This is a genomic window from Asticcacaulis solisilvae, from assembly GCF_017875235.1.
Classification (GTDB): Bacteria; Pseudomonadota; Alphaproteobacteria; order Caulobacterales; family Caulobacteraceae; genus Asticcacaulis; species Asticcacaulis solisilvae_A.
Genome location: NZ_JAGGMI010000002.1, coordinates 49,686 through 70,208, shown reverse-complemented (window position 1 = coordinate 70,208; position 20,523 = coordinate 49,686). Strand labels below are relative to the sequence as shown.

Sequence of the window (20,523 nt, the reverse complement as noted above, 5' to 3'; positions counted from 1 at the left end):
CTTTCGCAACCCCTTTTATTATTGCGTTTTTCTGAATGCTGCAGATCACCAATCTGACATACGACGCCTATGGCCGCCGCTTCTTCGACGGCGCCACCCTAAGCCTGACGCCCGGCACCAAGGCCGGACTGATCGGCCTCAACGGCGTCGGCAAGTCGACCCTGTTCAAGCTAATCCTCGGCCGCGCCCAGCCCGGCGGCGGCGAAATCACCACGCCCAAGGCCTGGCGCGTTGCCTCCGTCGACCAGGAAATCGCCGCTTCGCCCCAGCACCTGATCGATGCCGTTCTTGAGATCGACACCCGCCGCCATAACCTGTTAAAGGCGCTCGAGACCGCCGATCCAATCCACCAGGCGGAAATCCACCACGACCTCTATGCCATCGGCGCGGATCGCGCCCCGGCGAAAGCGGCCGAAATTCTGAGCGGCCTCGGCTTTTCCAATGCCGACCTGACGCGTCCGATCTCGGCCTTCTCGGGCGGCTGGCGGATGCGTGCGGCGCTGGCCGGGGCGCTGTTGGCCGAGCCCGACCTGCTGCTGCTCGACGAACCGACCAACTACCTCGACCTCGAAGGCGCCCTGTGGCTGGAATCGCGCCTGAAGCGTTATCCCAATGCCGCCCTGATGATCTCGCACGACCGCGACCTGCTCAACGAGTCGGTGGACGCCATCGTTCATGTCGTAGGCCAGAAGCTCGACCTATATACCGGCAACTACGACAATTTTGAGCGGATGCGCGCGGAGAAGGCCCGCCTCAATGCCGCCAACCGCGCCAAGCAGGAGGCCGAACGGGCCCACCTGCAAAGCTTTGTCGATCGTTTCCGCGCCAAGGCGTCCAAAGCCGCCCAGGCCCAGTCGCGCATGAAGAAGCTGGAAAAGCTGCCGCCTATCGCCGCGACCGTCGAGGACCGCGTGGCGCCCTTCATCCTGCCGTCGCCGGAAAAGGAACTGGCGCCGCCGATCCTGCGTCTTGACGATGCGAGTGTGGGATATGGCGATACGGTCATCCTGCGTCACATCAATATGCGTCTCGATCCCGATGATCGTATTGGGGTTTTGGGCGTCAACGGCGCCGGTAAGTCGACTTTTGCCAAACTGCTGGCCGGTGCTTTGACCGAAAGCCACGGCACGCAATGGCGCGACCGGCGGATGACGGTCGCCTGGTTCCACCAGCACCAGATCGAGGCCATGGACCCGGAGGACACGCCGCTGGAGATGATGCGCCGTGCCCGGCCGGAAGAAACCGAATCGAGACGCCGGGCGCGCCTGGGGTCGTTCGGCATGACGGTCGAAAAGGTCGAAACCAAGGTCAAGGACCTGTCGGGCGGCGAACGTGCGCGCCTGCTGCTTAACATGGTGGCGATGGACGGCCCTCACCTGCTCATCCTCGACGAACCGACCAACCACCTTGATATCGACAGCCGCCGGGCCTTGCTGGATGCACTCAATGACTATGAAGGCGCGGTGCTAATCATCACCCACGACCGGTCGCTGATCGAGCTGGTGGCCGACAAGCTGTGGCTGGTCAATGACGGCACGGTGAAGACCTATACCGGCTCGATGGACGATTACGCCAAGCTGGTCGTCGAACGCGCCAAGACGGCGACGCGCGAGGAAGCGCAGGCCAATGCCAAAGAAAAGCCGGCCAACGTCAACACCAAGGACGCCCGAAAGGCTGCCGCGGCGGCGCGCAACGCCATTGCACCGCTGAAGAAGAAGGCGGATGAACTGGAACGCCAGATCGAGACGACGGGCAACCAGATCAAGCTTTTGGACCTGAAGCTGGGCGATCCGGACATTTACAGCAAGCGCCCGCAGGAAGCCGTCAGCCTTGGCAAGGACAAGGCGCGGCTTGAGGAAAAGCTGGTAGCGCTTGAGGCTGAGTGGATGGAAGCGGCGGAGGTGTATGAGACCGCGAAGGCTGAGGTCGGGATTTAGGGCTGTTTCCCGACCGGGTAAGCTCCTCCAATCTTATTCCTCCCCACTTGTGGGGAGGAATAAGATTGGAGAGGCCACTTCGCCCTGCCCTACTCCGCCGGCAGCGTCTGGGCCTCTTCCTTTTTGGTCGTGGCAACAGCGCCGGCGGCGGCCGCGACAACCGCTAGGATAGCCAGCCATTGTTGGCCTGACAGGTGCTCGTGGACGATAATCAGGCCCGCCAGGGCGCCGACGGCCGGGTCGGCGCTGATCATGACGCCAAAGGTCCGTTCGGGCATATGGCGCAGGGCGAACATTTCCAGCGTGTACGGGATGGCGCTCGACAACAGCGCAAGCGCCAGGGCCGGCAGGATGAGGGCCGGGTTGAACATGGCCGCGCCCACATTCGCCACGCCGATGGGCACGATGATGACGGCGGCGATGACCATGCCGATTGATACCGACGCACCGGGATGGACGCCCGCCAGCTTGCGGCCGAAGACGATATAGAGCGCCCAGAAGACGCCGGCCACAGCCGCCAGCGCCATTCCGATTGGATCGAGATTGCGCGCCTGTTCGCCCAGCGGCAGAAGCAGCAGGATACCGACGACGGCAAGGCCGACGCACACGAAGTGGACGGGCTTGCGGGCGTGCATCAGCGCCAGCGCCAGCGGTCCCGTGAATTCAATCGCCAGCGCCGGGCCGATCGGCAGGCGCTCGAGCGACATGAAGAAGAGCAGGTTCATGCCCGCGACCGACAGGCCATAGAGAAGCATGGTGCCGAGCGATTTTTGCGTCAGCTTGAACCGCCAAGGCCGCCAGATGGCCACCAGCAGCAGCGCCGCCAGCCCGACGCGATATGCGGTCGTGGCTGGCGCGCCGATGACCGGGAACAGCGTCTTGGCGAACGACGCGCCGATGCTGAACGAGATCATGGCAAGGACAACCGCCACATAAGGGGCCGCGCGTGCAAGGATGGGGTATCGTATACTGTATGCTGACATCTGGCTCATGTCGTTGTTATAGCGAGATCGTGTTTGTGTTTCCCGGCGATTTTGGCTAAATCTGTGCCTGAAACTGTCATCAGGATGGCTCATATGACGAATTTCGTCACGCTTGACGACTTCGATTACAAGCTTCTGGAGCGCGTCCGGCGCAACAACCTTGAGCCCGCGCGGGTGACGGCTGAAGCGGTGGGTCTGTCCGAGTCAGCGGTATTGCGGCGCTTAAGACGGTTGCGCGCTGAAGGGGTGATCGTCGCCGACGTCGCCATGGTCGATCCGTCGCGCATCGAGCCAAAAATCCAGATACATGCGCTGATCACCATGAAGAATCAGGAGCGCGCCGTGACCGATGCATTCAAGGCCGCCATAGCGCGGTCGCCGGAAATTCAGGGCGCTTGGGATGTGACGGGCGAGACCGACTTCCTGTTGACCCTGGCGGTCGATTCGATGGCGGAGTACGAGCGCTTCTGCCAGCGTGAACTGACAACGGACCACGGCGTGCAGTCATTCCGGACGATGATCGTTATCCGCGAAGTGGTGGGATTCGATCCGTCGCGGGCACAGCTAACCCGGTAAGCAACTGCGTGTGCGGCACCGCCGACAATACCCCTCCACCGCTGCGCTGTCGCTCCGCGCCGCTAGCGGTCCCTCTCCCCACCTTCGGTAGGGAGGAGAGAGCTTGTCGAGCCGGTTCGGCCTAGTTGGGCTCTCTCCTCCCTATGCGGAGCACGGGGAGGTGGCGGCGAGCGCAGCGAAGACGACGGAGGGGTACGACGCAGGTGTCGGCCCAACCATCGCTACCGCCCCGTTGGCGTTGTGCCGAAGTGTTCGCGGTACCGCCGCGCGAAGTGCGAGCGTGAGGCATAGCCTGCCGCTTCGGCGGCAGCGATGCTCAAGGCCCCTGACTGGATGGCGTCGCGGCCGGCGCGCAGGCGTTCGCGCGCCACGATCGCCCGGAATGAGGTTCCCGCCGCCGCCAGTTGCCGCCGCAAGGTCGAAGCGCCCAGACCAAGACGGCCGGCCACGTCCGGCACGGTCCAGGCGCGCGATGGCTGGCTGGCGATCAGCCACGCCACCTGGTCGGCCAACCCGACATGGAACAGGCACCGCGCCGCCGGATATGGGCGCATAAGCGTCAGCACTTCGGCCATGCGCAACGCCTTCAACACTTCGCTCTGGCCGTGGTCGGCGATCACCGTCGCGGCGTGGATCAGCGCCTCCATCAGGTCGCTGCCCGGCTTCACGCCGAAATCCAGCACGGGCGCCGCGGCTTCGACGACGGGCGCGATGCCGGCGGGCAAGGCCGGGACCTCCATGATCATGGCCTCGTAGAGGCACTGCCCGTCGTCACCGGGAATATTGATCACCTCCATGTCCAGGTCCGGCGGCAGGACAAACACCGCGCCCGGGCCAAATGCCTGCGCGCGGCCGCCGACCCACACCTCCTTGCAGCCCTGAAGGACAACAAGGATCGAGGGGTGCTTCATCCGCACCGAGGCGATGCGTTCGCGGTCGAACGCGCAATAGCTGAACAGGTGGCGCGCATGACTGTTGAAGCCCGAACGCGCCGACGGCAGCAGCGCCTGGAGGCGGCGGATAAAGGTCCGCGATGGGTCGGGTTCGAAATGCTGCGTGTCCATGCCGGCATCATATCGCGCCGGCCGCATTCAAAAAAGCGCGGCGCGAGCGTTTCGGGCGCATATCGCGTCAAACTCGGGCCGGTCTGTGGTCTTACAGGGGGTAAGCCGGGCGTCTCATTCGGGAGATTTTCATGAAACGCATTGCTACCGCCCTCCTCGCCTTGACCGCCGCCTTTGCCGCGCCCGTTCATGCCGCGCCCAATCAAACGCCAGATGTGGAGTTGTGGCGGCTCGATTGCGGCCAGATCACCGTCCGGGACCTCAGCGTCTTTTCCGACACGTTTGCCTATGCCGGCCTGACGCGCATCCTGACCGACAGCTGCTATCTGATCCGCCATGGCCAGGACTATATGCTTTGGGATTCTGGGCTACCGGCAGGCTTGCTTGGCGCCAAAGTCGATCCATCAGCGATGTTTGGCCCGACCTTGAAGGTCGATCTGCCGACGCAGCTGGCGCAGATCGGCGTCAAGCCGGATCAGATCCGGTATCTCGGTCTCAGCCACAATCACTTCGACCATACGGGTCAGGCAGCCACGTTTGCCAAGGCGACGCTGTTGATCGGCGCTGCGGATTTAGCCGCCTTGAAGCACGAGCCGTTGCCATTTGCGGTCGATCCGGCGCCGCTTCGCCCGTGGCTGGACGGCAAGGCGAAGACCGATCCCGTGACGGGGGATCGCGACGTCTTTGGCGACGGCAGCGTGGTCATGCTGGCGGCGCCCGGCCATACGCCGGGCGAGACGGCCCTGCTGGTGCGATTGCCGAGGACCGGTGCGGTGTTGCTGTCGGGTGACGTGGTGCACTTCGCCGAGCAGTGGGAAAAGCATGGCGTGCCGACTTTCAACGCCGATCGCGCCGACACACTGGCGTCGATGGCGCGCTTGCAGGCTGTGGCGGCGGAGTTGAAGGCGACGCTGATCATCCAGCACGAGCCGGCGGATATCGCGAAGCTGCCCGCATTCCCGAAGAGCGCGCGCTAAGCCGCCTTTATGTCGTTGGACCGTTGGGAGAAAGCCCCACCACCATTTGCTGCGCAAATGGTCCCTCCCCACTCTGGCGGGGAGGAATAAAAGAGGGCTGGCCTCAAAACGTCTTGGCGCCGTTGACGGCCAGCATCACCGAATAGAGGCTGGTGGTGGCGGTGATGAACAGGCGGTTGCGCTTGGCGCCGCCGAAGCAGACATTCGACACCGGCTCGCCGATCATGATCTTGCCGAGCAAGGTGCCGTCGGGTTCATAACAGTGGACGCATTCGGTGGCGCTGGTCCAAACCCGGCCGTCCGTGTCCAGGCGCAGACCGTCGTAATTGCCATTGTCGGCGAAGACCTTACCGCCGGTGAGCTTGCCGTCTTTGGTAACGTCGAAGACGCGGATGTGGCGCGGGCCGTCCTTGACGTGGGTGCGGCCGCTGTCCACCACATAGAGCCTTGTTTCGTCCGGGGAAAAAGCCAGGCCGTTGGGTTTTACGAAGTCGTCGAGCACGCGGGTGACGGTGCCGTAGGGATCGACGCGATAGACGTGGCTGCCGTCCTGTTCGGCGTCGGCCTTGTGGCCTTCGTAGTCGGTGTCGATGCCGTAGGTCGGGTCGGTGAACCAGATCGAGCCGTCCGATTTGACGACGACATCGTTGGGACTGTTGTAGCGTTTGTTGTCGTAGTGCTGAGTGATGACGGTGATCGTGCCATCGTGTTCGGTGCGGGTGACGCGGCGGCCCCCGTGTTCGCAGGTGACCAGACGGCCTTCGCGATCAATGGTATTGCCGTTGGAATAGTTGGCGGGATGGCGAAAGACGCCGACACTTCCGGTCGTTTCGTCCCAGCGCAGCATGCGGTCGTTGGGGATATCGCTCCAGATGAGCGCGCGGTGTGCCGGGAACCAGGCCGGGCCTTCCGCCCAGCGCGAGCCTTCATAGAGCTTTTCGATGCGGGCGCTTGACCGGATGCAGTTGCGGAAGCGTTCGTCGAGGATTTCGTAGAAGGGTGTCATGCGTCGCCTGCGATTTACGGAGCGGGGGCCAAAAAAAATGTTTTCTGGGGACCCCACAAATCTTCTGATACCAAAAGAAAAAGCCCGGCCCAAGGGGCCAGGCTTTTCTTTTGGTATTAAAGACTTGGGGCCACAGGCCCCAAACCCGTAACATTACGAGCGCGCAGGCCCAGCCTTCGCCAGCGTAAACACCACGGCCGTTCCGCCCGAGGGTGACGCCTCGATATGCATATCCCCGCCGTGCTGCAGCACGATCTTGCGCGCCAGGGTCAGCCCCATGCCCACGCCCGGAAAGGCATCGTCCGTATGAAGCTTGCGCAGTGGCCGGAACACATCGTCATAGAACATGGGATCAATGCCGATGCCGTTGTCCGACACGCAGAACTCCCATTCCGCCGGCCGTTCCTCGATAAAGATGCGGATATCCGGCGCGACGCCCGGCTTGTGAAACTTGATGGCGTTTTCGATCAGGTAGAAGAACAGCGAAAACATCCGGCGCGGATCTGCTACCAGTTCCGGCATGCGTGGATAGGACAACTGGGCCTTGGTGACGTCGATCAGCGGCTGCAGTTCCATATGACAGCGCGCCAGCGTGATCTCCAGGTCGACCATCTCCGGCGCGCGTGGCACCGTGTTCAGCCGCGAAAAGGCCAGAAGGCCCTGGATCATCTCGTTCAGCTTCTGGCTGCTTTCCTGGATCAGCTCCAGGTGCAGCCGGTCCTCCTCGCTGGCCATCTTCTTCGCGTCTTCGCTCAAAAGCTGCGAAAATCCGAGGATCGTCCGCACCGGCCCCGCAAGGTCGTGCGACACAATGTAGGCGAAATCGCGAAATTCTTCGGCCGGGTCAGTCTGGGCTTGCGCCGCGACCTGCTTAGTCTCCTGCATTTCTTTTCTCCGCCGCTCAGTCATGGGCCGCCACCGGCAATGCCGCCAGTTCCAGATAGAACCGTTCGATAATGTCTATGGCGGTCCGATACTGAGTAAGGTCTCCAGGTTTGATCAGGTAGGCGTTTGCATAAGACCGGTAACAGTTCATGATGGTATCCGATGCGCCCGAACCCGACATTACAATTACCGGTATATGCTTGAAGCGGGGATCGCCCTTGATAAGATTTAAGACGTCCATACCACTCATACGCGGAAGTCTAAGATCCAGAAGGATAATATCCGGTAACACACAGTCGGCATATTCACCCTGACGGCGTAAAATATCCATCGCCAATTCGCCAGTTGACGCAATTGTCACCACGGCGTCCATCCGGCTTTCGGCCAGAGCTTTGCGGGCCAGCATCGCATCGCCGCGACTGTCGTCGATGAGAAGAATATTAGCGGTGCGGCCAAGGCGACCAACCGCCCCCGATCCCGAACGTGCGCCTGAGCCTGCCGGTTCCTGCAAAACATGCGGCTGTGCCATGAAACCCTCATTCGCCGGCCCTGATCCGGCGCCTCGTCCGGGCGACTCGTCCGGGCTACCCATGGTAGCATCCCCGATCCCACCCTGCCATCGCAAAGCGATTAAACCGTATACTGAACTGTGAGATGTTTTTGGCTACCCGCCAAAGACTACCCACAAGTGACGGATTTGATGATCCCCGTATCAGTATCGAAAACAATGGTCTGGCGGTCGGCGCGGAACTCCTGCGTCACCACGCAGGTCGAGCAGACCACGCGGCGGCGGTCCGGATAGAGCGGCACCGGAATCTCCGTGCGCGGCTTGCCGACCAGGCTCTGGAGCGGTTGCGCGCCGCAGGTGTCATTGGCCAGGGGCTTGTATTCCGGCGCGCGCGGTGGCGGGGCCGGACGCGGCGGCACCGGCGTTGGTGACGGCACGGCCACAGCGGGCGGTGTGCTGCGCGCCGGCGGTGGAGGCGCCTCCTCGGGACCCGAGGCGCAGCCATAAAGTCCGGCGGCGATCAAACCGAGGGCGAGTACTTTTTTCAAGATCATTGCATCTTCTCCCAACGTCCGGTGTCCGACTGCTTCCAGTAGGCCAGCGACAGGCCCTCACCTTTTAGCTTTTTCCACTGGGCGCGCGCCCAGGAAAGGTGTTCCGCGTCCCGGTCCTCGAAGACGATCAGCGCGCGTTCGGCACCCGAAAGATCCGGAATGTCGGCCGGGGCGACCGACACATAGACCTCAGCGCCGTTGACCCGCTTACCGCTCTTGCCCAGCAGGATGGGCTGGCGCTCGGCGAACGGTTCGTCCTCGCGGCCATGGGCCAGGAATGAAGCCGGACTGTAACTCCACAGGTGCGAGTCTAACCCGGCAATCGTGTCATCCTCAAGACCGTGGACATAGGCGCGCCACCCCCGGCCCATCACCTTTTCGAGCAGTTCCGGCAGGGCCTGCTCCAGCGACGTGCGCTCAAGGTGATAGAACCAGATATCGGTCATCGGTTACTGTTCGTAGAACTTTGATTTTCGTAGAACTGGGCGACCAGGGCGTCGAGCGTCCGCACGCCGAAGCCGGTCGCGCCTTCCGGCACCGACGGGATGCGCTGTTCGTTCGTCCAGGCGGTCGGCGCGATGTCGAGGTGCGCCCACGGCACATTGTTGACGAAGCGCTGCAGGAACAGAGCGGCGGTGATCGAGCCCGCCGGACGGCCGCCTATATTACGGATGTCGGCGATCTTGGAATCGATCTGCTTTTCGTACTGCGCCGGCAGCGGCATGCGCCACAGATTCTCGGACGCCGATTTCGCGGCTTCACCCAAACGTTCAGCCAGTTCGTCGTTGTTGCTGAAAACGCCGGCATAATCGGTGCCCAGCGCAATGATCATGGCGCCGGTCAGCGTCGCCAGGTCGATCATGAATTGCGGCTTGAAGCGGTCCTGGCAGTACCAAAGGGCATCGGCCAGGACCAGGCGGCCCTCGGCGTCGGTATTGATGACTTCGATCGTCGTGCCCGACATGGCCGTGACGACGTCACCAGGACGCTGGGCATTGCCGTCCGGCATGTTTTCGACCAGGCCGATGATGCCCACCGCGTTCACCTTGGCCTTGCGGGTGGCCAGGGCGATCATGGTGCCGACGACAGCGGCCGACCCGCCCATGTCCCACTTCATGTCCTCCATGCCCTCGGCCGGCTTGATCGAAATGCCGCCGGTATCGAAAGTCACGCCCTTGCCGACGAAGGCCACGGGCTGGGCATCGGCACCGGCGCCGTTCCACTGCATGATGACGAGCTGGGATTCCTTGCGCGATCCCTGCCCCACGCCCAGCAGCGAATGCATGCCAAGCTCGGCCATCTCCTTTTCGCCGAGCACTTCGACCTTGAGGCCGGTGCCAGTCAGGCCCCTGACCCGCTCAGCATAGGATTCGGGATAGAGGACATTGGCCGGTTCGGACACCAGGTCGCGAGCGAAGAGGACGCCGTCGCGGATGGCCGAAAGCGGCTGCCAGGCGGCCTCGGCGGAGGCGACATCGTCGCACACCACGGTGATGGATTTCAGCGTGGGGGCCTTGTCGGCCTTGGCCGGGCCGAAATAGCGGGCGAAGCGGTAGGAGGCCAGGTGCAGGCCCAGCAGCGCCCGCGCCACCAGTTCCGGGCCATAGCCCGTAAGGTCGAGACTTAAGGCGTCGATGCCGGCGGATTTTACCGCATGATAAAGCGTGGCGGCGGCGTGTTCGATGCCTGTGGCGTCCAGCGCCTTAAGGTCCCCGACGCCGACAAAGGCGAGCGCCGCGCCGTCAAAGCCCGGAGGGGCGGCGACAACCTGGGTCTTGCCCTTGGCGGCCTTGAAGCCGGTGACCGAGAGCGCCCGGCGGGCATGGTCGGCGACGCCTGCGTCGAACGCGCCGAAGCCCGGGCTCGCCGCATCCCCTTCGCCGAGGATGACCGCGTGGATGGCATTGGCGGGGGCAATGGTGGCAAGTTCGATCTGCATGAGCGTCTCCGGTAGGCTGGTAGTCGATCTATGCGCTTTTTCGCGCGACGCAATACGCTTTTTTCGCAAGGCCAGCGTTATGCGTCTTATTTTGCCGGAAAGGCCGCTTAGTTACTTGTAATTAACTGTGTATGCGGTCAAAAGGAAGCGACGAAACCGGCGGGTTTGGCGCCCCGCCTTGCCCAGAACGGACAGCCTCCCGACCGCATGCGCATTCTCGACCGCTACATATTCCGCCAGCTGATCGTACCGGTGCTGGGCGCCGTCGCGGCCCTCACGGCAATCGCGCTGCTGAGCCAGTCGCTGAGCCAGTTCGACCTGATCGTCGAACGCGGCCAGAGCGCCTGGACTTTCATGCGCGTAACGCTCCTGTCCCTGCCCCAGTTGGCGGGACTGATCTTTCCCATCGCCATTTTCGTCGGCACCCTGATCGCGCTGACGCGCCTGCAGAGCGAACATGAAATCACCGCCGTGCGTGCCGCCGGCTCTTCCCTGATGCGCCTGGCCTCGCCTATGATTCGCATCGGCGTGTGGTTCGCCCTGATCAGCCTGGTATCGAACCTGTTCCTGCAGCCATTGACGGCGCGCGCCATGCGCGGCGAGATGTTCCGCATCCGCAACGACCTGATTTCCAGCCTGGTCAAGGAAGGCGCCTTTTCCACCGCCTCATCGGGTTTGACCATCTACGTCCAGCGCATCGACCAGAACGGCCTGCTGCGCCAGATTTTCATCCGCACGCCCGAAGCCAACGGCAAGGACCGCACTTACGTCGCCAGCGAAGGCAAGATCAGCAATGTCGATGGCGCGAACATCCTGATCATGCGCCGCGGCTCGACCCAGCAGGTCAATGACTCCGGCGCGATCACCAACGCCACTTTCGACGAAACCAGCTTCGACGTTTCGCGCTACTTCTCCAGCGACGACTTCCTGCATTACAAGGAAGGCGACCGCTATATCCATGAGCTGTTCTTTCCGAACATTGCGCTCGACTGGGAAAAGGGGAACCGGACCAAGCTGCAGGCCGAAGGGCACGCGCGGCTGGCCGGCCCGCTGTACAACCTGACCTTCATGCTGCTGGCCATCGTCGCCGTGCTGGGCGGGCAGTTCAGGCGCGGCGGTTATGGGCAGCGCATCGCTGCGGTCGCCGGCATCGCCGCCGTCGTGCGGATTCTGGGCATCGCGGCGGAAACGGCGTCGGCCGGAAGCGTCGTCATGAACGTGCTGCAATATGCCGTGCCGATCATCCCCATCGTCATCTGCCTGCGCCTGCTCCACAAGCGCGACAGCAAGCGCGGCCTCGCCCGCTCCCAGCGCATGTCCACGCTTGAAACGCTGAGGCCCGCCGCATGACCTGGCTTAACGCGTTCAGCTACCTCAACCCGTGGCGGCACAGCCGCATCGAGACCTATATTCTCCAGGCCTGCATCGCGATGTTCGCCTCGGCCCTGGCGGTCGTCTCCAGCCTGATCCTTTTGATGGACTATATCGGTGTGTCCAAGCTGGGCGCCGAGGCCGACCTGTCGGGCGTCGACGTCCTGCTTCTGATCCTGCAGAAGTCGCCCAGCCTGATCCTGGTGCTACTGCCCTTCGCCTTCCTGTTCGGGTCGATCTTTGCCTTTATCGGCCTGAACCGGCGCAGCGAACTGATCGCCATGCGCGCGGCCGGTATGTCGGCCTGGCGCTTCGTGACGCCTGCCGCCGTCACAGCCTTCGCCTTTGGCGTGCTGACCATAACCGCGCTCAATCCGATCGCGTCGCGGCTGCAGGAAAACTACGACCGCAGGGTGTTGGCCATCCAGAAGGCCGCCCCGGACGCCCCGGACGCCGGCGGAGTCTATATCCGTCAGGGGGGCAGCCGTAAACAGACCATCGTCCGCGCCGATGCCGGCTCCCCCGCCGAAGGCCGCCTACAGAAGGCGACCTTCTGGACCTATGAACTGGATGCGCGCGGCGTGCCGGCCTTCACCAGCCGCGTCGATGCGGATTCGGCGGTCCTCACGCCCGGCTTCTGGCAGTTGCGCAATGCGCGCGAAACCAAGCCCGGCGAGCAGCCCCTATATTACGAGCGCCTGTCGATCCCGTCCAATCTTGACGCCCAGGCGGCCTTCCGCAGGCGTGCCTCGACACAGTCGGTGCCGTTCTGGGAACTTCCTGTGCTGATCCAGCGCAACGCCACCGCCGGGCTGCCGACGACCGTCTATCGCCTCAAGCTGCACCAGTTGCTGTCGACGCCGTTGATGTTCGCTGCCATGGCCATGCTGGGGGCGGTCTTTTCGCTGCGGCTGATGCGCCTGGGCGGGCTGACGGCGCTGGTGGTGTCGGGCGTCTCGCTGGGCTTCATGATCTTCTTCGTCAACCAGCTGTTTTCCAGCCTGGGGATGGCGGACCTGATCCCGGTTGAACTGGCCGGCTGGTCGCCCGCCGTCCTGGCCATGCTTGGGGCCATGACCCTGCTTGTCTACACCGAGGACGGCTAGAGGAGACGGAAGGGGTGTTCCGGGGGATGGCCGGAACAGATTTTGTGCTATAGAACCGTGACCGCGAATAATAAGGCCGTGATGAATCGCAATTCTTTCAAGCTGGGTGTGGGACTTATGTCCCTGGCCATCGGCGCCGGGATCGGACCGGCCGCGGGTGCGCAGGGCCGTGACGCCTCGCCCGCGCGCATGGCGACCGGATCGCAGCTGGCCTTCGAACTGGCGATGGCTCAGGCAGCCCAGAGTCAGGCAGCCCAGGCGCCCGGCCCGCAGGCCACAGAGACCATTCCCGGTCCGGACGGACTGACGAAGGGCGCGGCCTTCATCCAGTCGCAGGAACTGACGACGACGGACAAAGACACCATCGTCGCGCGGGGCAATGTCGAAATGCGCCAGGATGACCGGCTCATCCGCGCCGACAGCGTCACGCACAATTCCAAGACTGGCGTCACGACCGCCGAAGGCAATACGCAAACCATCAATGCCGACGGTTCGGTGCAGTATTCCGACCGCATCACCTACGACGATGAAAACCAGTCGGGCGTCAGCAAGAACTTCGCCGCCATCGCCGCCGACAATTCCAAGGTCTTCGCCCGGCGCGTCGAACGCGTGAACGACTTCACGACGCGGCTGACCAACATCATCTATACGCCCTGCCAGCTGTGCCAGAAGAACGGCGTGACGCAAGAGCCGTCATGGTCGATCCAGGCTAGCGAGATCACGCAGCGCAAAGACAAGAAGATGGTGTACTACAACAACGCCGTCGTGAAGCTCAAGGGCGTGCCGGTGCTGTACATGCCCTATATGTGGTCGCCGGATCCGGAGCTTGAACGCGCTTCCGGCTTCCTGCAGCCCGACGTCCAGTTCACGCGCAAGCGCGGCGGCTTTTCGTACCAGCAGCCCTATCTGTGGTCGATTTCGCCTTACTCGCAGTTGATCATCAGCCCGCAATTCAATGCCGGCGTCAATCCGCTGATCGCGCTGGAATACGGCCGTCACTTCTATTCCGGCAAGCTGCGCGTGCGTTTCGGCTTTACCAATGAAGCCTATTTCGACAATTCGGGCGAGCGGATCGGCGAGGCCGAGACGCGCGACTACTTGCTGGCGGATGGCGACTTCACCATCAATCCGGACTGGCGCTGGAACTTCACCGCCCAGCACGTGAAGGACGAGAGCGGATATAGCCGTACGAATCCGTCGGATCCCGCCTTTGGGCGCCCCTATGACAACGCCAACTTCTTCGAACGCTATAGTGTCGATGACGCCTTCGAGGAGGATATTGGCGAGTGGCAGGCGGAACACCGCCAATTGGTCAACCAGGCACACCTGATCCGCCAGACGCCGACCAGCTACGTCCAGTTTTCCATCGCCAACTTCCAGAGCCTGGCGGTCGGCGGCTATCTCGATCCAATGACGGGTGCGGTCGCTTCTACGATCACGGATTACCCGATCGCGGTCAATTCGGACCTCTACCCCGCCATCCTGCCCATGGTGCAGGCGTACTGGTCGCCGCAAAGCCGTCTGCTGGGCGGCCAACTGACGCTCAGTGTCAACGCCCTGGCCCTCCAGCACAAGCTGTACACCAGCGCCGGCGCGCCGGACTTCTTCCGTCAGCCCGGCGTCCTGCCGTCGCCCTACGATACCGCGCGGGCCAGCATTGGCGCGTCGTGGTACGGCAATATGACCACACGCGGGGGGCTGCGCTGGGGGCCGTTCTTCGACTACCGCCACGATCAGTATACGGTGTCGCACCTGGACGCCGCAGGCCGAGAGGAATCGATCTCGCGCGATCTTGGGACGGTCGGCTTCAACTTCAGCTATCCGATGGTGCGCAAGTTCGAGCACTTCACCGCCGTGCTGGAGCCCATGGCCCAACTGGCCGCGTCGCCCGAGCATCAGGTCAGCCCCTATCTTCCGACCGAGGACAGCCAGTCCTTCGAGTTCGACACCACAACCCTGTTCCAGGCCAACAAGTCGCCGGGTTTCGACGTCTATGAAGGCGGTACACGCTTAAGCCTCGGCCTGCGCTCGCAACTGCAGTTCAAATCCGGGCTGGAAGTCCAGGCCATGGTTGGCCGGATTCTGCGCGACAAGCCGGAAAACCAGTTCCTCAATACCGTCCAGGCGCGATTCAACGGCACGGCTTACGACAGCTACACCTATTACAACGGCGTGCCCGACACGCCGCCGCCGGCCGGTTACATCCAGCGCACCTACGACATTTCCGGGCTGGGCGGCAAGTCGTCCGACTGGGTGGTCGATGCCAGCTTCGACACTGGCAAGGGGCTTTACGGCTATACCCGCCTGCGCCTCGACACCGACAGCTTCCGGCTGGCCCAGGGCGAAGCGGGCCTGAGCGCCTTTACACCCAATACCACGGCCACGCTGCGCTACATCTTCAACGACGTCATGATCCAGCCGACGCTCGATCCGGACGGAAAGCTCAGGCGGTTCGGCGACAATTATCGCAACCTGCAGTTCTACGCCCGCCACTTCTTCACCAAGAACTGGGGCGTCAGCGCCCGCCTCGACCGCGACCTGGTCGAGAACCAGTGGCGCCGATCGACCGTCAGCGCGATCTATCGCGACGACTGCATCTGGTACGAACTCGTCTATCAACGCAACGATACGGTCTTGACCCGCTTGAACGGCAAGCCGCAATCTTCGATACTGTTCCGCCTTAACCTCGCCACATTGGGCAAGTCTGGTGCAGACTTCGCCAATGTCCGCTAAACACCGGGTCACCTGTTCATCCATGCCGATCTTGTCCTCGTTCCGAACCGCGCTGAAACTTCACACGGCCAAGGCTTGTCTTATGGGGGCCTGCATCGGGCTTGCCGTCCTGGCTGTTCCCGCTGTCGCGCAGGAAGCCACGCCGGACACGGGTGACGCCGCGCTGGCCTCGGCCTCGACGCTGGGCCACGACGCCCAGGCGCCGCAACTGCCGGCGCTTGGCGAAGGCATACTTATGTCGGTCAACAAGGACATGATTACCTCCTACGACCTCAAGCAGCGCATGCTGCTGCTCATGGTCACCTCCGGCGTCCAGGTCACCCAGGAGAACTATTCGTCCTTCCAGCAGCAGGCGGTCACGTCGCTGGTCGAGGAGCGCCTGCAGAAGCAGGAGATGGAGCACTGGAAGGTCAAGGTCGAAGAAAAGGAAATCGACGAGGAAATCGAGCGCATGGGCCGCCAGAGCGGCATGGACGGCAAGCAGCTGCTGGCGGAGCTCAAGAAGCTGGGTATCGAGCCTCAGACTCTCCGCGACCAGATCCGCGCCCAGACCGGCTGGAGCATGCTGGTCGGCGGCCGCTACCGTTCCAACGCCGCCGTCGGCAAGGCCCAGGTCGAGGCCACCATGGACAAGGTCGTCGCCGATGGCCAGAAGCCGCAATACTACGTCGCCGAAATCTTTATCGACCCGGCGCAGGCAGGCAGCCTGGCCAACGCCCAGGCCGGCGCCCAGCAGCTCTATCAGCAGATGCAGGCCAAGGTCGCCCCCTTCCAGGCCGTTGCGCGTCAGTTTTCGCACGCCCCATCGGCCGCCCAGGGCGGTGACGCGGGCTGGCTGGTGTCCGGCAATATCGATCCGCAGGTCGAGGCCGCCCTCGCCGCGGCCAATCCCGGCGACATGATCCCGCCGATCACCACCAAGGACGGCGTCTACATCTACCTGCTGCGCCAGAAGTCCAATGGTAACGCCGACATGGTCTTTCATGTCCGCCAGGCCGCGGTGCCCCTCAGCCCAAATGCCTCGCCGGCCGAGGTCAGCCGCGCCGAGGCCGCGCTCAACGCCGTCCGCGCCAAGGCCCGGACCTGCGAGGACATCGACGAGCTGAAGGCGTCGGGCGTCCAGATCACCAATCTGGGTGAGGCCCAGCTGAGCCTGCTGAAGCCCACCTATGCCGACGCCCTGCGCCCGCTCAAGGCCAACCAGGCGACGGCGCCGATGCGCAACGACCAGAACATGAACGTCCTGTACGTCTGCGACCGCCAGCTGGCCGGCGACAACGCCGTCACGCGCGACCAGATCCAGAGCAGCCTGGTCAATGAGCGCATCTCGATGCTGGGCAAGCGCTACCTGCGCCAGCTCCGCGCCGGGGCGACGATCGAGCAGCATCAGTAGGTTTGGGCTTGACCCCGGGAACGGCTGAGCCTAGCTCCGGGGCATGACTTCCCTACCTCCCCTTGTCGTCAGCCTGGGCGATCCCTGCGGCATCGGTCCCGAGATCGTGGCCGCCGCCTGGCAGGCCGTGCGCGGCGATCCCGACCTTGCCTTCTGCGTCATCGGCGATGCCGGTGTCATGGCCAGCCAAGGTGTGCCCGTGGGGGTAATCGCCCATCCGTCCGAAGGCCCAGGTGGGTTTGGCGCTGCTCTTCCGGTGATCGATCAACCATTGACGGCGCACCCCGTGGCGGGTCACCCCAACCCTGCGCACGCGCCGCACATCATCGACTGGATCAAGGCCGGCGTCGGCTACTGCCGTTACGGCTCGGCGCGCGGGCTGGTGACCGCGCCGATCGCCAAGTCGGTGCTGTATGCGTCGGGCTTCAGCTTCCCCGGCCACACCGAATATCTGGCCGAGCTGTGCCGCGACGGCGACGCGCCTGCGCCCATGCCGGTCATGATGCTGGCGGCCAAGGATCTGCGCGTCGTGCTGGCGACCATTCATACGCCGCTCTCGGAGGTCGCGGCTCGGCTGTCGGGCGAAGACCTGAAGGCGCTGGTCCGCATCACGCATGCGGCGCTGATCCGCGATTTCGGCCTGGAGACGCCGCGCCTGGTCATGGCGGGCCTGAACCCGCATGCCGGCGAGGACGGCACCATCGGCCGCGAGGAGATCGATGTGCTGGCGCCACTGGTGGCGTCGCTGCAGGCCGAGGGCATCATTATCCGCGGCCCCTACCCGGCCGATACGCTCTTCCACGACGAGGCACGCGCGGAGTATGACGCCGCCGTATGCATGTATCACGATCAAGGATTGATTCCACTGAAGACGCTCGACTTCTGGGGCGGGGTCAATATCACGCTCGGCCTGCCGATCGTGCGCACCTCGCCCGACCACGGCACGGGCTTCGGCATCGCCGGCAAGGGGATTGCGCGCGCCGACAGTTTCATCAACGCCCTGCGCATGGCCGACAGCATCAGCCGTAACCGAGCCCTGACATGAACGACCTGCCCACTCTGCGCGAAAGCCTTGAACAGCACGGCCTGATGGCCAAGAAGGCGTTCGGCCAGCACTTCCTGCTCGACCTCAACATCACGCGCAAGATCGTGCGCTTGGGCGGGCCGTTCGATGGCGACGCGGTGATCGAGGTTGGTCCCGGACCTGGCGGTCTGACGCGCGCTCTGCTGGAGACCGAGGCTTCGAAGGTCATCGCGGTCGAGAAGGACGCGCGGTTCATCGAATTGCTGGGAGAGCTGAACGCCGTCTATGGCGAGCGCTTTGCCGTCATCGAAGGCGATGCGCTGAAGGTGTCCGAGGCAGACCTGGCGCCAGCAGCGCATATCGTGTCGAACCTGCCCTATAATGTCGGTACGCCGCTTCTGGTCAAGTGGCTGACGGGGCCTTGGCGGCCGCTGTCGATGACGCTGATGTTCCAGCTGGAGGTCGCCTTACGCATCGTCGCGCCCGTCGGCGATGACGATTACGGCCGGCTGAGCGTGCTGGCGCAGGTTTTGTGCGACTGTGAGAAGATCATGGACCTGCCGGCGCGGGCCTTTACACCGCCGCCCAAGGTCGACAGCGCCGTGGTGAAGCTGGTGCCCAAGGCTGCGCGCCCGGATGATGCGATCGTACGCAACCTGGAGAAGATCACCGCCGCCGCGTTCGGTCAGCGCCGCAAGATGCTGCGCTCGTCGCTGAAGGCACTGGGTGGCGAAGCCCTGCTGGAAAAGGTCGGGATCGAACCGACTGCCCGGGCGGAAGTCGTGGCGCCTGCGGACTTCCTGCGATTGGCGGAAGTGCTCTAACCTTATGCCTCCCCAAATCTATTGGATTTGGGGAGGCATAAGGGATTAAATCTTCTCCGCCATCAGCTCATCCACAAACGGCGAGATCCACAGTCCCCGCGACCGACGCGAAATCTCGGCATGATAGATGTGGACCAGTTCGGCGTACGACCGGTCGAAGTCGTCGTTCAGGATGACATAGTCGTATTCCGCCCAGTGCGAAATCTCGCTCTTGGCGCGCTGGATGCGGCGGGCAATGACGTCCTCATCATCCTGGGCGCGGGCGTTCAGGCGGCGGTTCAGTTCGGCGATCGACGGCGGCAGGATGAACACCCGCACCACATCCGAAGGCGCCCGCGCCGAAATCCGCTGGGCGCCCTGCCAGTCGATGTCGAACAGGACATTGTGGCCCTGGCTCAGTGCCTTTTCCACAGGGTCGCGCGGCGAACCGTAACGCGCGTCGTGGACCGAAGCATATTCCAGCAGGGCCTGCTCCTTGATCAGACGATCCATCTCCTCGTCGCCGATGAAGTGGTATTCGCGGCCATCGCGCTCACCGGGACGCGGCCCGCGCGTCGTCACCGAGATCGACAGTTCGAGATCGGAGTGATCGGCCACCAGGCGACGGCACAGCGACGTCTTCCCTGCCCCCGACGGCGCGGCGACGATCAGCATCAGGCCACGGCGAATCCGCTCGAAACTCATATGGGGGTTAGGCGACATGGGTTACTCCAAATTGTTTAGTTCAGGAACTACCTGAAAAAACTGAACAGACTATTCTACGTTCTGAACCTGTTCGCGGAACTGGTCGATCACCGCCTTCAGTTCCAGGCCGGTCTGGGTCAGCTCGATAAAGGCCGCCTTGGAACACAGCGTATTGGCTTCGCGCATGAACTCCTGCGCCAGGAAATCCAGTTTCCGGCCGGGCGCGGCTTCTCCGTCGATCAGGGCGTGCGCCTGGTCGAGATGCGACGACAGCCGGTCCAGTTCCTCGCGCACATCGGCCTTGGCGGCCAGCAATGCCGCTTCCTGAAGGATACGCTCCTCGAGGCCCTCCTTGGCGTTGTCGGGCAGGATTTCTTCCAGCCGGCGGGTAAAGCGTTCGCGGATGACCTCGGCCTGCTGGTCGGCGACGGCCTTTGCGCGCTCGACGGCCGCGCCGATGGTCACCAGGTGGCCTTTCAGCACGGCTTCGATGGCGCGGCCTTCGCTGTCACGTGCGGCCTTCAGGCGGTCGAAGGCTTCGGTAAGCGTCGCGGCCAAGGCCGCCTCGCCGTCCTCCGCCAGGCCGGAACGCTCCTCGCCGGCGGCCTCGATGACACCACGCAGCGACAAAAGACCATCCGAGGCCGGCATGACCGCCTTGCCTTCGGCCAGAAGCCGGTCGCTGGCCGCCAGATAGACGTTCAGCACGTCTTCGTTGATGGTGACGCCGGCGTTTGCGCCCGGCGTCTGGACCTGCAGCGTCAGGTTCATCTGACCGCGCTGGAACCGCGCCTTGGACAGGTCGCGCCCCAGACGCTCGGCGGCCTCATAGCCCGGCGGAAAGCGGTATTTGATATCGAGATTGCGGCCGTTGACGCTGCGGACTTCGACTGTCCAGCTGACGTCCCTCAAGCCGCCGTCGGCGCGGGCAAAGCCCGTCATGGAGGACAGAGACATGG

Annotated in this window: 19 protein-coding genes; 9 read left to right on the top strand and 10 right to left on the bottom strand. The window is 63.5% G+C overall.

All coding sequences use genetic code 11. The features are described from left to right. Nucleotides 1-35 precede the first annotated feature (35 nt). On the top strand, nt 36-1,937 hold the full coding sequence (locus tag J2X24_RS03415; protein WP_209716692.1) for an ABC-F family ATP-binding cassette domain-containing protein: 1,902 nt from the start codon (nt 36-38) through the stop codon (nt 1,935-1,937). Between the two features lie 89 nt (nt 1,938-2,026). On the opposite strand, the gene J2X24_RS03410 is transcribed toward J2X24_RS03415, so the two are convergent. Continuing rightward, nucleotides 2,027-2,851: an EamA family transporter gene (locus tag J2X24_RS03410; protein WP_245344426.1), complete on the bottom strand. Its 825-nt coding sequence runs from the start codon at nt 2,849-2,851 to the stop codon at nt 2,027-2,029. A gap of 162 nt (nt 2,852-3,013) precedes the next feature. On the opposite strand from J2X24_RS03410, the gene J2X24_RS03405 reads away from it, so the two are divergent. Next, nucleotides 3,014-3,496 (top strand): Lrp/AsnC family transcriptional regulator, encoded by a 483-nt coding sequence (locus J2X24_RS03405; protein WP_209716685.1) that lies wholly within the window; start codon nt 3,014-3,016, stop codon nt 3,494-3,496. 221 nt (nt 3,497-3,717) lie between these two features. Here J2X24_RS03405 and J2X24_RS03400 read toward each other — a convergent pair whose 3' ends face one another. Further along, complete coding sequence (locus tag J2X24_RS03400) at nt 3,718-4,560, bottom strand: helix-turn-helix transcriptional regulator (RefSeq protein WP_209716682.1); 843 nt, start codon at nt 4,558-4,560, stop codon at nt 3,718-3,720. 131 nt (nt 4,561-4,691) lie between these two features. Between J2X24_RS03400 and J2X24_RS03395 the strand changes: the two genes are divergently transcribed. Beyond that, nucleotides 4,692-5,537, top strand: a complete 846-nt coding sequence (locus J2X24_RS03395; RefSeq protein ID WP_209716679.1) for an N-acyl homoserine lactonase family protein — start codon at nt 4,692-4,694, stop codon at nt 5,535-5,537. Nucleotides 5,538-5,640: 103 nt separating this feature from the next. Here the strand turns inward: J2X24_RS03395 and J2X24_RS03390 are convergent, their stop codons facing one another. From J2X24_RS03390 to J2X24_RS03365, 6 genes are all read right to left on the bottom strand, one after another. Then, nucleotides 5,641-6,543 (bottom strand): SMP-30/gluconolactonase/LRE family protein, encoded by a 903-nt coding sequence (locus J2X24_RS03390; protein WP_245344425.1) that lies wholly within the window; start codon nt 6,541-6,543, stop codon nt 5,641-5,643. Between the two features lie 153 nt (nt 6,544-6,696). After that, nucleotides 6,697-7,428: a sensor histidine kinase gene (locus tag J2X24_RS03385; RefSeq protein ID WP_209716676.1), complete on the bottom strand. Its 732-nt coding sequence runs from the start codon at nt 7,426-7,428 to the stop codon at nt 6,697-6,699. A 16-nt stretch (nt 7,429-7,444) separates the two neighbouring features. Then, nucleotides 7,445-7,957, bottom strand: a complete 513-nt coding sequence (locus J2X24_RS03380; protein WP_209716673.1) for a response regulator — start codon at nt 7,955-7,957, stop codon at nt 7,445-7,447. A 149-nt stretch (nt 7,958-8,106) separates the two neighbouring features. Then, on the bottom strand, nt 8,107-8,490 hold the full coding sequence (locus tag J2X24_RS22470; protein WP_245344424.1) for an I78 family peptidase inhibitor: 384 nt from the start codon (nt 8,488-8,490) through the stop codon (nt 8,107-8,109). Next, nucleotides 8,487-8,936 (bottom strand): DNA polymerase III subunit chi, encoded by a 450-nt coding sequence (locus tag J2X24_RS03370; protein WP_209716670.1) that lies wholly within the window; start codon nt 8,934-8,936, stop codon nt 8,487-8,489. The genes J2X24_RS22470 and J2X24_RS03370 overlap by 4 nt, the downstream gene beginning before the upstream one ends. Next, nucleotides 8,933-10,429 carry a leucyl aminopeptidase gene (locus J2X24_RS03365; protein WP_209716667.1) on the bottom strand — a complete coding sequence of 499 codons (1,497 nt, stop codon included), beginning with the start codon at nt 10,427-10,429 and terminating at the stop codon, nt 8,933-8,935. Before J2X24_RS03365 ends, J2X24_RS03370 begins: the two co-directional genes overlap by 4 nt. A 165-nt stretch (nt 10,430-10,594) precedes the next feature. Here J2X24_RS03365 and J2X24_RS03360 point away from each other — a divergent pair, with 165 nt between their 5' ends. The 6 genes from J2X24_RS03360 to rsmA all read left to right on the top strand — a co-directional run bounded on the left by J2X24_RS03360 (nt 10,595) and on the right by rsmA (nt 18,880). Further along, nucleotides 10,595-11,779 (top strand): LptF/LptG family permease, encoded by a 1,185-nt coding sequence (locus tag J2X24_RS03360; protein ID WP_245344423.1) that lies wholly within the window; start codon nt 10,595-10,597, stop codon nt 11,777-11,779. After that, nucleotides 11,776-12,906, top strand: a complete 1,131-nt coding sequence (locus tag J2X24_RS03355; RefSeq protein WP_209716664.1) for an LptF/LptG family permease — start codon at nt 11,776-11,778, stop codon at nt 12,904-12,906. Before J2X24_RS03360 ends, J2X24_RS03355 begins: the two co-directional genes overlap by 4 nt. 81 nt (nt 12,907-12,987) lie before the next feature. Beyond that, nucleotides 12,988-15,639 (top strand): LPS-assembly protein LptD, encoded by a 2,652-nt coding sequence (locus J2X24_RS03350; protein WP_245344422.1) that lies wholly within the window; start codon nt 12,988-12,990, stop codon nt 15,637-15,639. A gap of 82 nt (nt 15,640-15,721) precedes the next feature. Continuing rightward, nucleotides 15,722-17,032: a peptidylprolyl isomerase gene (locus tag J2X24_RS03345; protein WP_245344421.1), complete on the top strand. Its 1,311-nt coding sequence runs from the start codon at nt 15,722-15,724 to the stop codon at nt 17,030-17,032. 43 nt (nt 17,033-17,075) lie between these two features. Further along, nucleotides 17,076-18,077, top strand: coding sequence for a 4-hydroxythreonine-4-phosphate dehydrogenase PdxA (pdxA, locus tag J2X24_RS03340; protein WP_209716655.1), 1,002 nt, complete (start codon nt 17,076-17,078; stop codon nt 18,075-18,077). Beyond that, complete coding sequence (gene rsmA, locus J2X24_RS03335; RefSeq protein ID WP_209716652.1) at nt 18,074-18,880, top strand: 16S rRNA (adenine(1518)-N(6)/adenine(1519)-N(6))-dimethyltransferase RsmA; 807 nt, start codon at nt 18,074-18,076, stop codon at nt 18,878-18,880. The genes pdxA and rsmA overlap by 4 nt, the downstream gene beginning before the upstream one ends. Nucleotides 18,881-18,925: 45 nt before the next feature. Here the strand turns inward: rsmA and gmk are convergent, their stop codons facing one another. Next, nucleotides 18,926-19,582 (bottom strand): guanylate kinase, encoded by a 657-nt coding sequence (gmk, locus tag J2X24_RS03330; RefSeq protein WP_245344420.1) that lies wholly within the window; start codon nt 19,580-19,582, stop codon nt 18,926-18,928. 51 nt (nt 19,583-19,633) lie between these two features. Next, on the bottom strand, nt 19,634-20,521 hold the full coding sequence (locus J2X24_RS03325) for a YicC/YloC family endoribonuclease (protein ID WP_209716649.1): 888 nt from the start codon (nt 20,519-20,521) through the stop codon (nt 19,634-19,636). Nucleotides 20,522-20,523: the final 2 nt, after the last annotated feature.

What these genes read in the sequence shown, in the direction of transcription:
- J2X24_RS03395 (WP_209716679.1), top strand. Translation starts at nt 4,692, where the DNA reads ATGAAACGCATTGCTACCGCCCTCCTCGCCTTGACCGCCGCCTTTGCC.
- J2X24_RS03370 (WP_209716670.1), bottom strand. Translation starts at nt 8,936, where the DNA reads ATGACCGATATCTGGTTCTATCACCTTGAGCGCACGTCGCTGGAGCAG.
- gmk (WP_245344420.1), bottom strand. Translation starts at nt 19,582, where the DNA reads ATGTCGCCTAACCCCCATATGAGTTTCGAGCGGATTCGCCGTGGCCTG.
- J2X24_RS03405 (WP_209716685.1), top strand. Translation starts at nt 3,014, where the DNA reads ATGACGAATTTCGTCACGCTTGACGACTTCGATTACAAGCTTCTGGAG.
- pdxA (WP_209716655.1), top strand. Translation starts at nt 17,076, where the DNA reads ATGACTTCCCTACCTCCCCTTGTCGTCAGCCTGGGCGATCCCTGCGGC.
- J2X24_RS03365 (WP_209716667.1), bottom strand. Translation starts at nt 10,429, where the DNA reads ATGCAGATCGAACTTGCCACCATTGCCCCCGCCAATGCCATCCACGCG.
- J2X24_RS03350 (WP_245344422.1), top strand. Translation starts at nt 12,988, where the DNA reads ATGAATCGCAATTCTTTCAAGCTGGGTGTGGGACTTATGTCCCTGGCC.
- J2X24_RS03390 (WP_245344425.1), bottom strand. Translation starts at nt 6,543, where the DNA reads ATGACACCCTTCTACGAAATCCTCGACGAACGCTTCCGCAACTGCATC.
- J2X24_RS03415 (WP_209716692.1), top strand. Translation starts at nt 36, where the DNA reads ATGCTGCAGATCACCAATCTGACATACGACGCCTATGGCCGCCGCTTC.
- J2X24_RS03355 (WP_209716664.1), top strand. Translation starts at nt 11,776, where the DNA reads ATGACCTGGCTTAACGCGTTCAGCTACCTCAACCCGTGGCGGCACAGC.
- J2X24_RS03400 (WP_209716682.1), bottom strand. Translation starts at nt 4,560, where the DNA reads ATGGACACGCAGCATTTCGAACCCGACCCATCGCGGACCTTTATCCGC.
- J2X24_RS03380 (WP_209716673.1), bottom strand. Translation starts at nt 7,957, where the DNA reads ATGGCACAGCCGCATGTTTTGCAGGAACCGGCAGGCTCAGGCGCACGT.
- J2X24_RS03345 (WP_245344421.1), top strand. Translation starts at nt 15,722, where the DNA reads ATGGGGGCCTGCATCGGGCTTGCCGTCCTGGCTGTTCCCGCTGTCGCG.
- J2X24_RS03385 (WP_209716676.1), bottom strand. Translation starts at nt 7,428, where the DNA reads ATGCAGGAGACTAAGCAGGTCGCGGCGCAAGCCCAGACTGACCCGGCC.
- J2X24_RS22470 (WP_245344424.1), bottom strand. Translation starts at nt 8,490, where the DNA reads ATGATCTTGAAAAAAGTACTCGCCCTCGGTTTGATCGCCGCCGGACTT.
- J2X24_RS03410 (WP_245344426.1), bottom strand. Translation starts at nt 2,851, where the DNA reads ATGATCTCGTTCAGCATCGGCGCGTCGTTCGCCAAGACGCTGTTCCCG.
- J2X24_RS03325 (WP_209716649.1), bottom strand. Translation starts at nt 20,521, where the DNA reads ATGTCTCTGTCCTCCATGACGGGCTTTGCCCGCGCCGACGGCGGCTTG.
- rsmA (WP_209716652.1), top strand. Translation starts at nt 18,074, where the DNA reads ATGAACGACCTGCCCACTCTGCGCGAAAGCCTTGAACAGCACGGCCTG.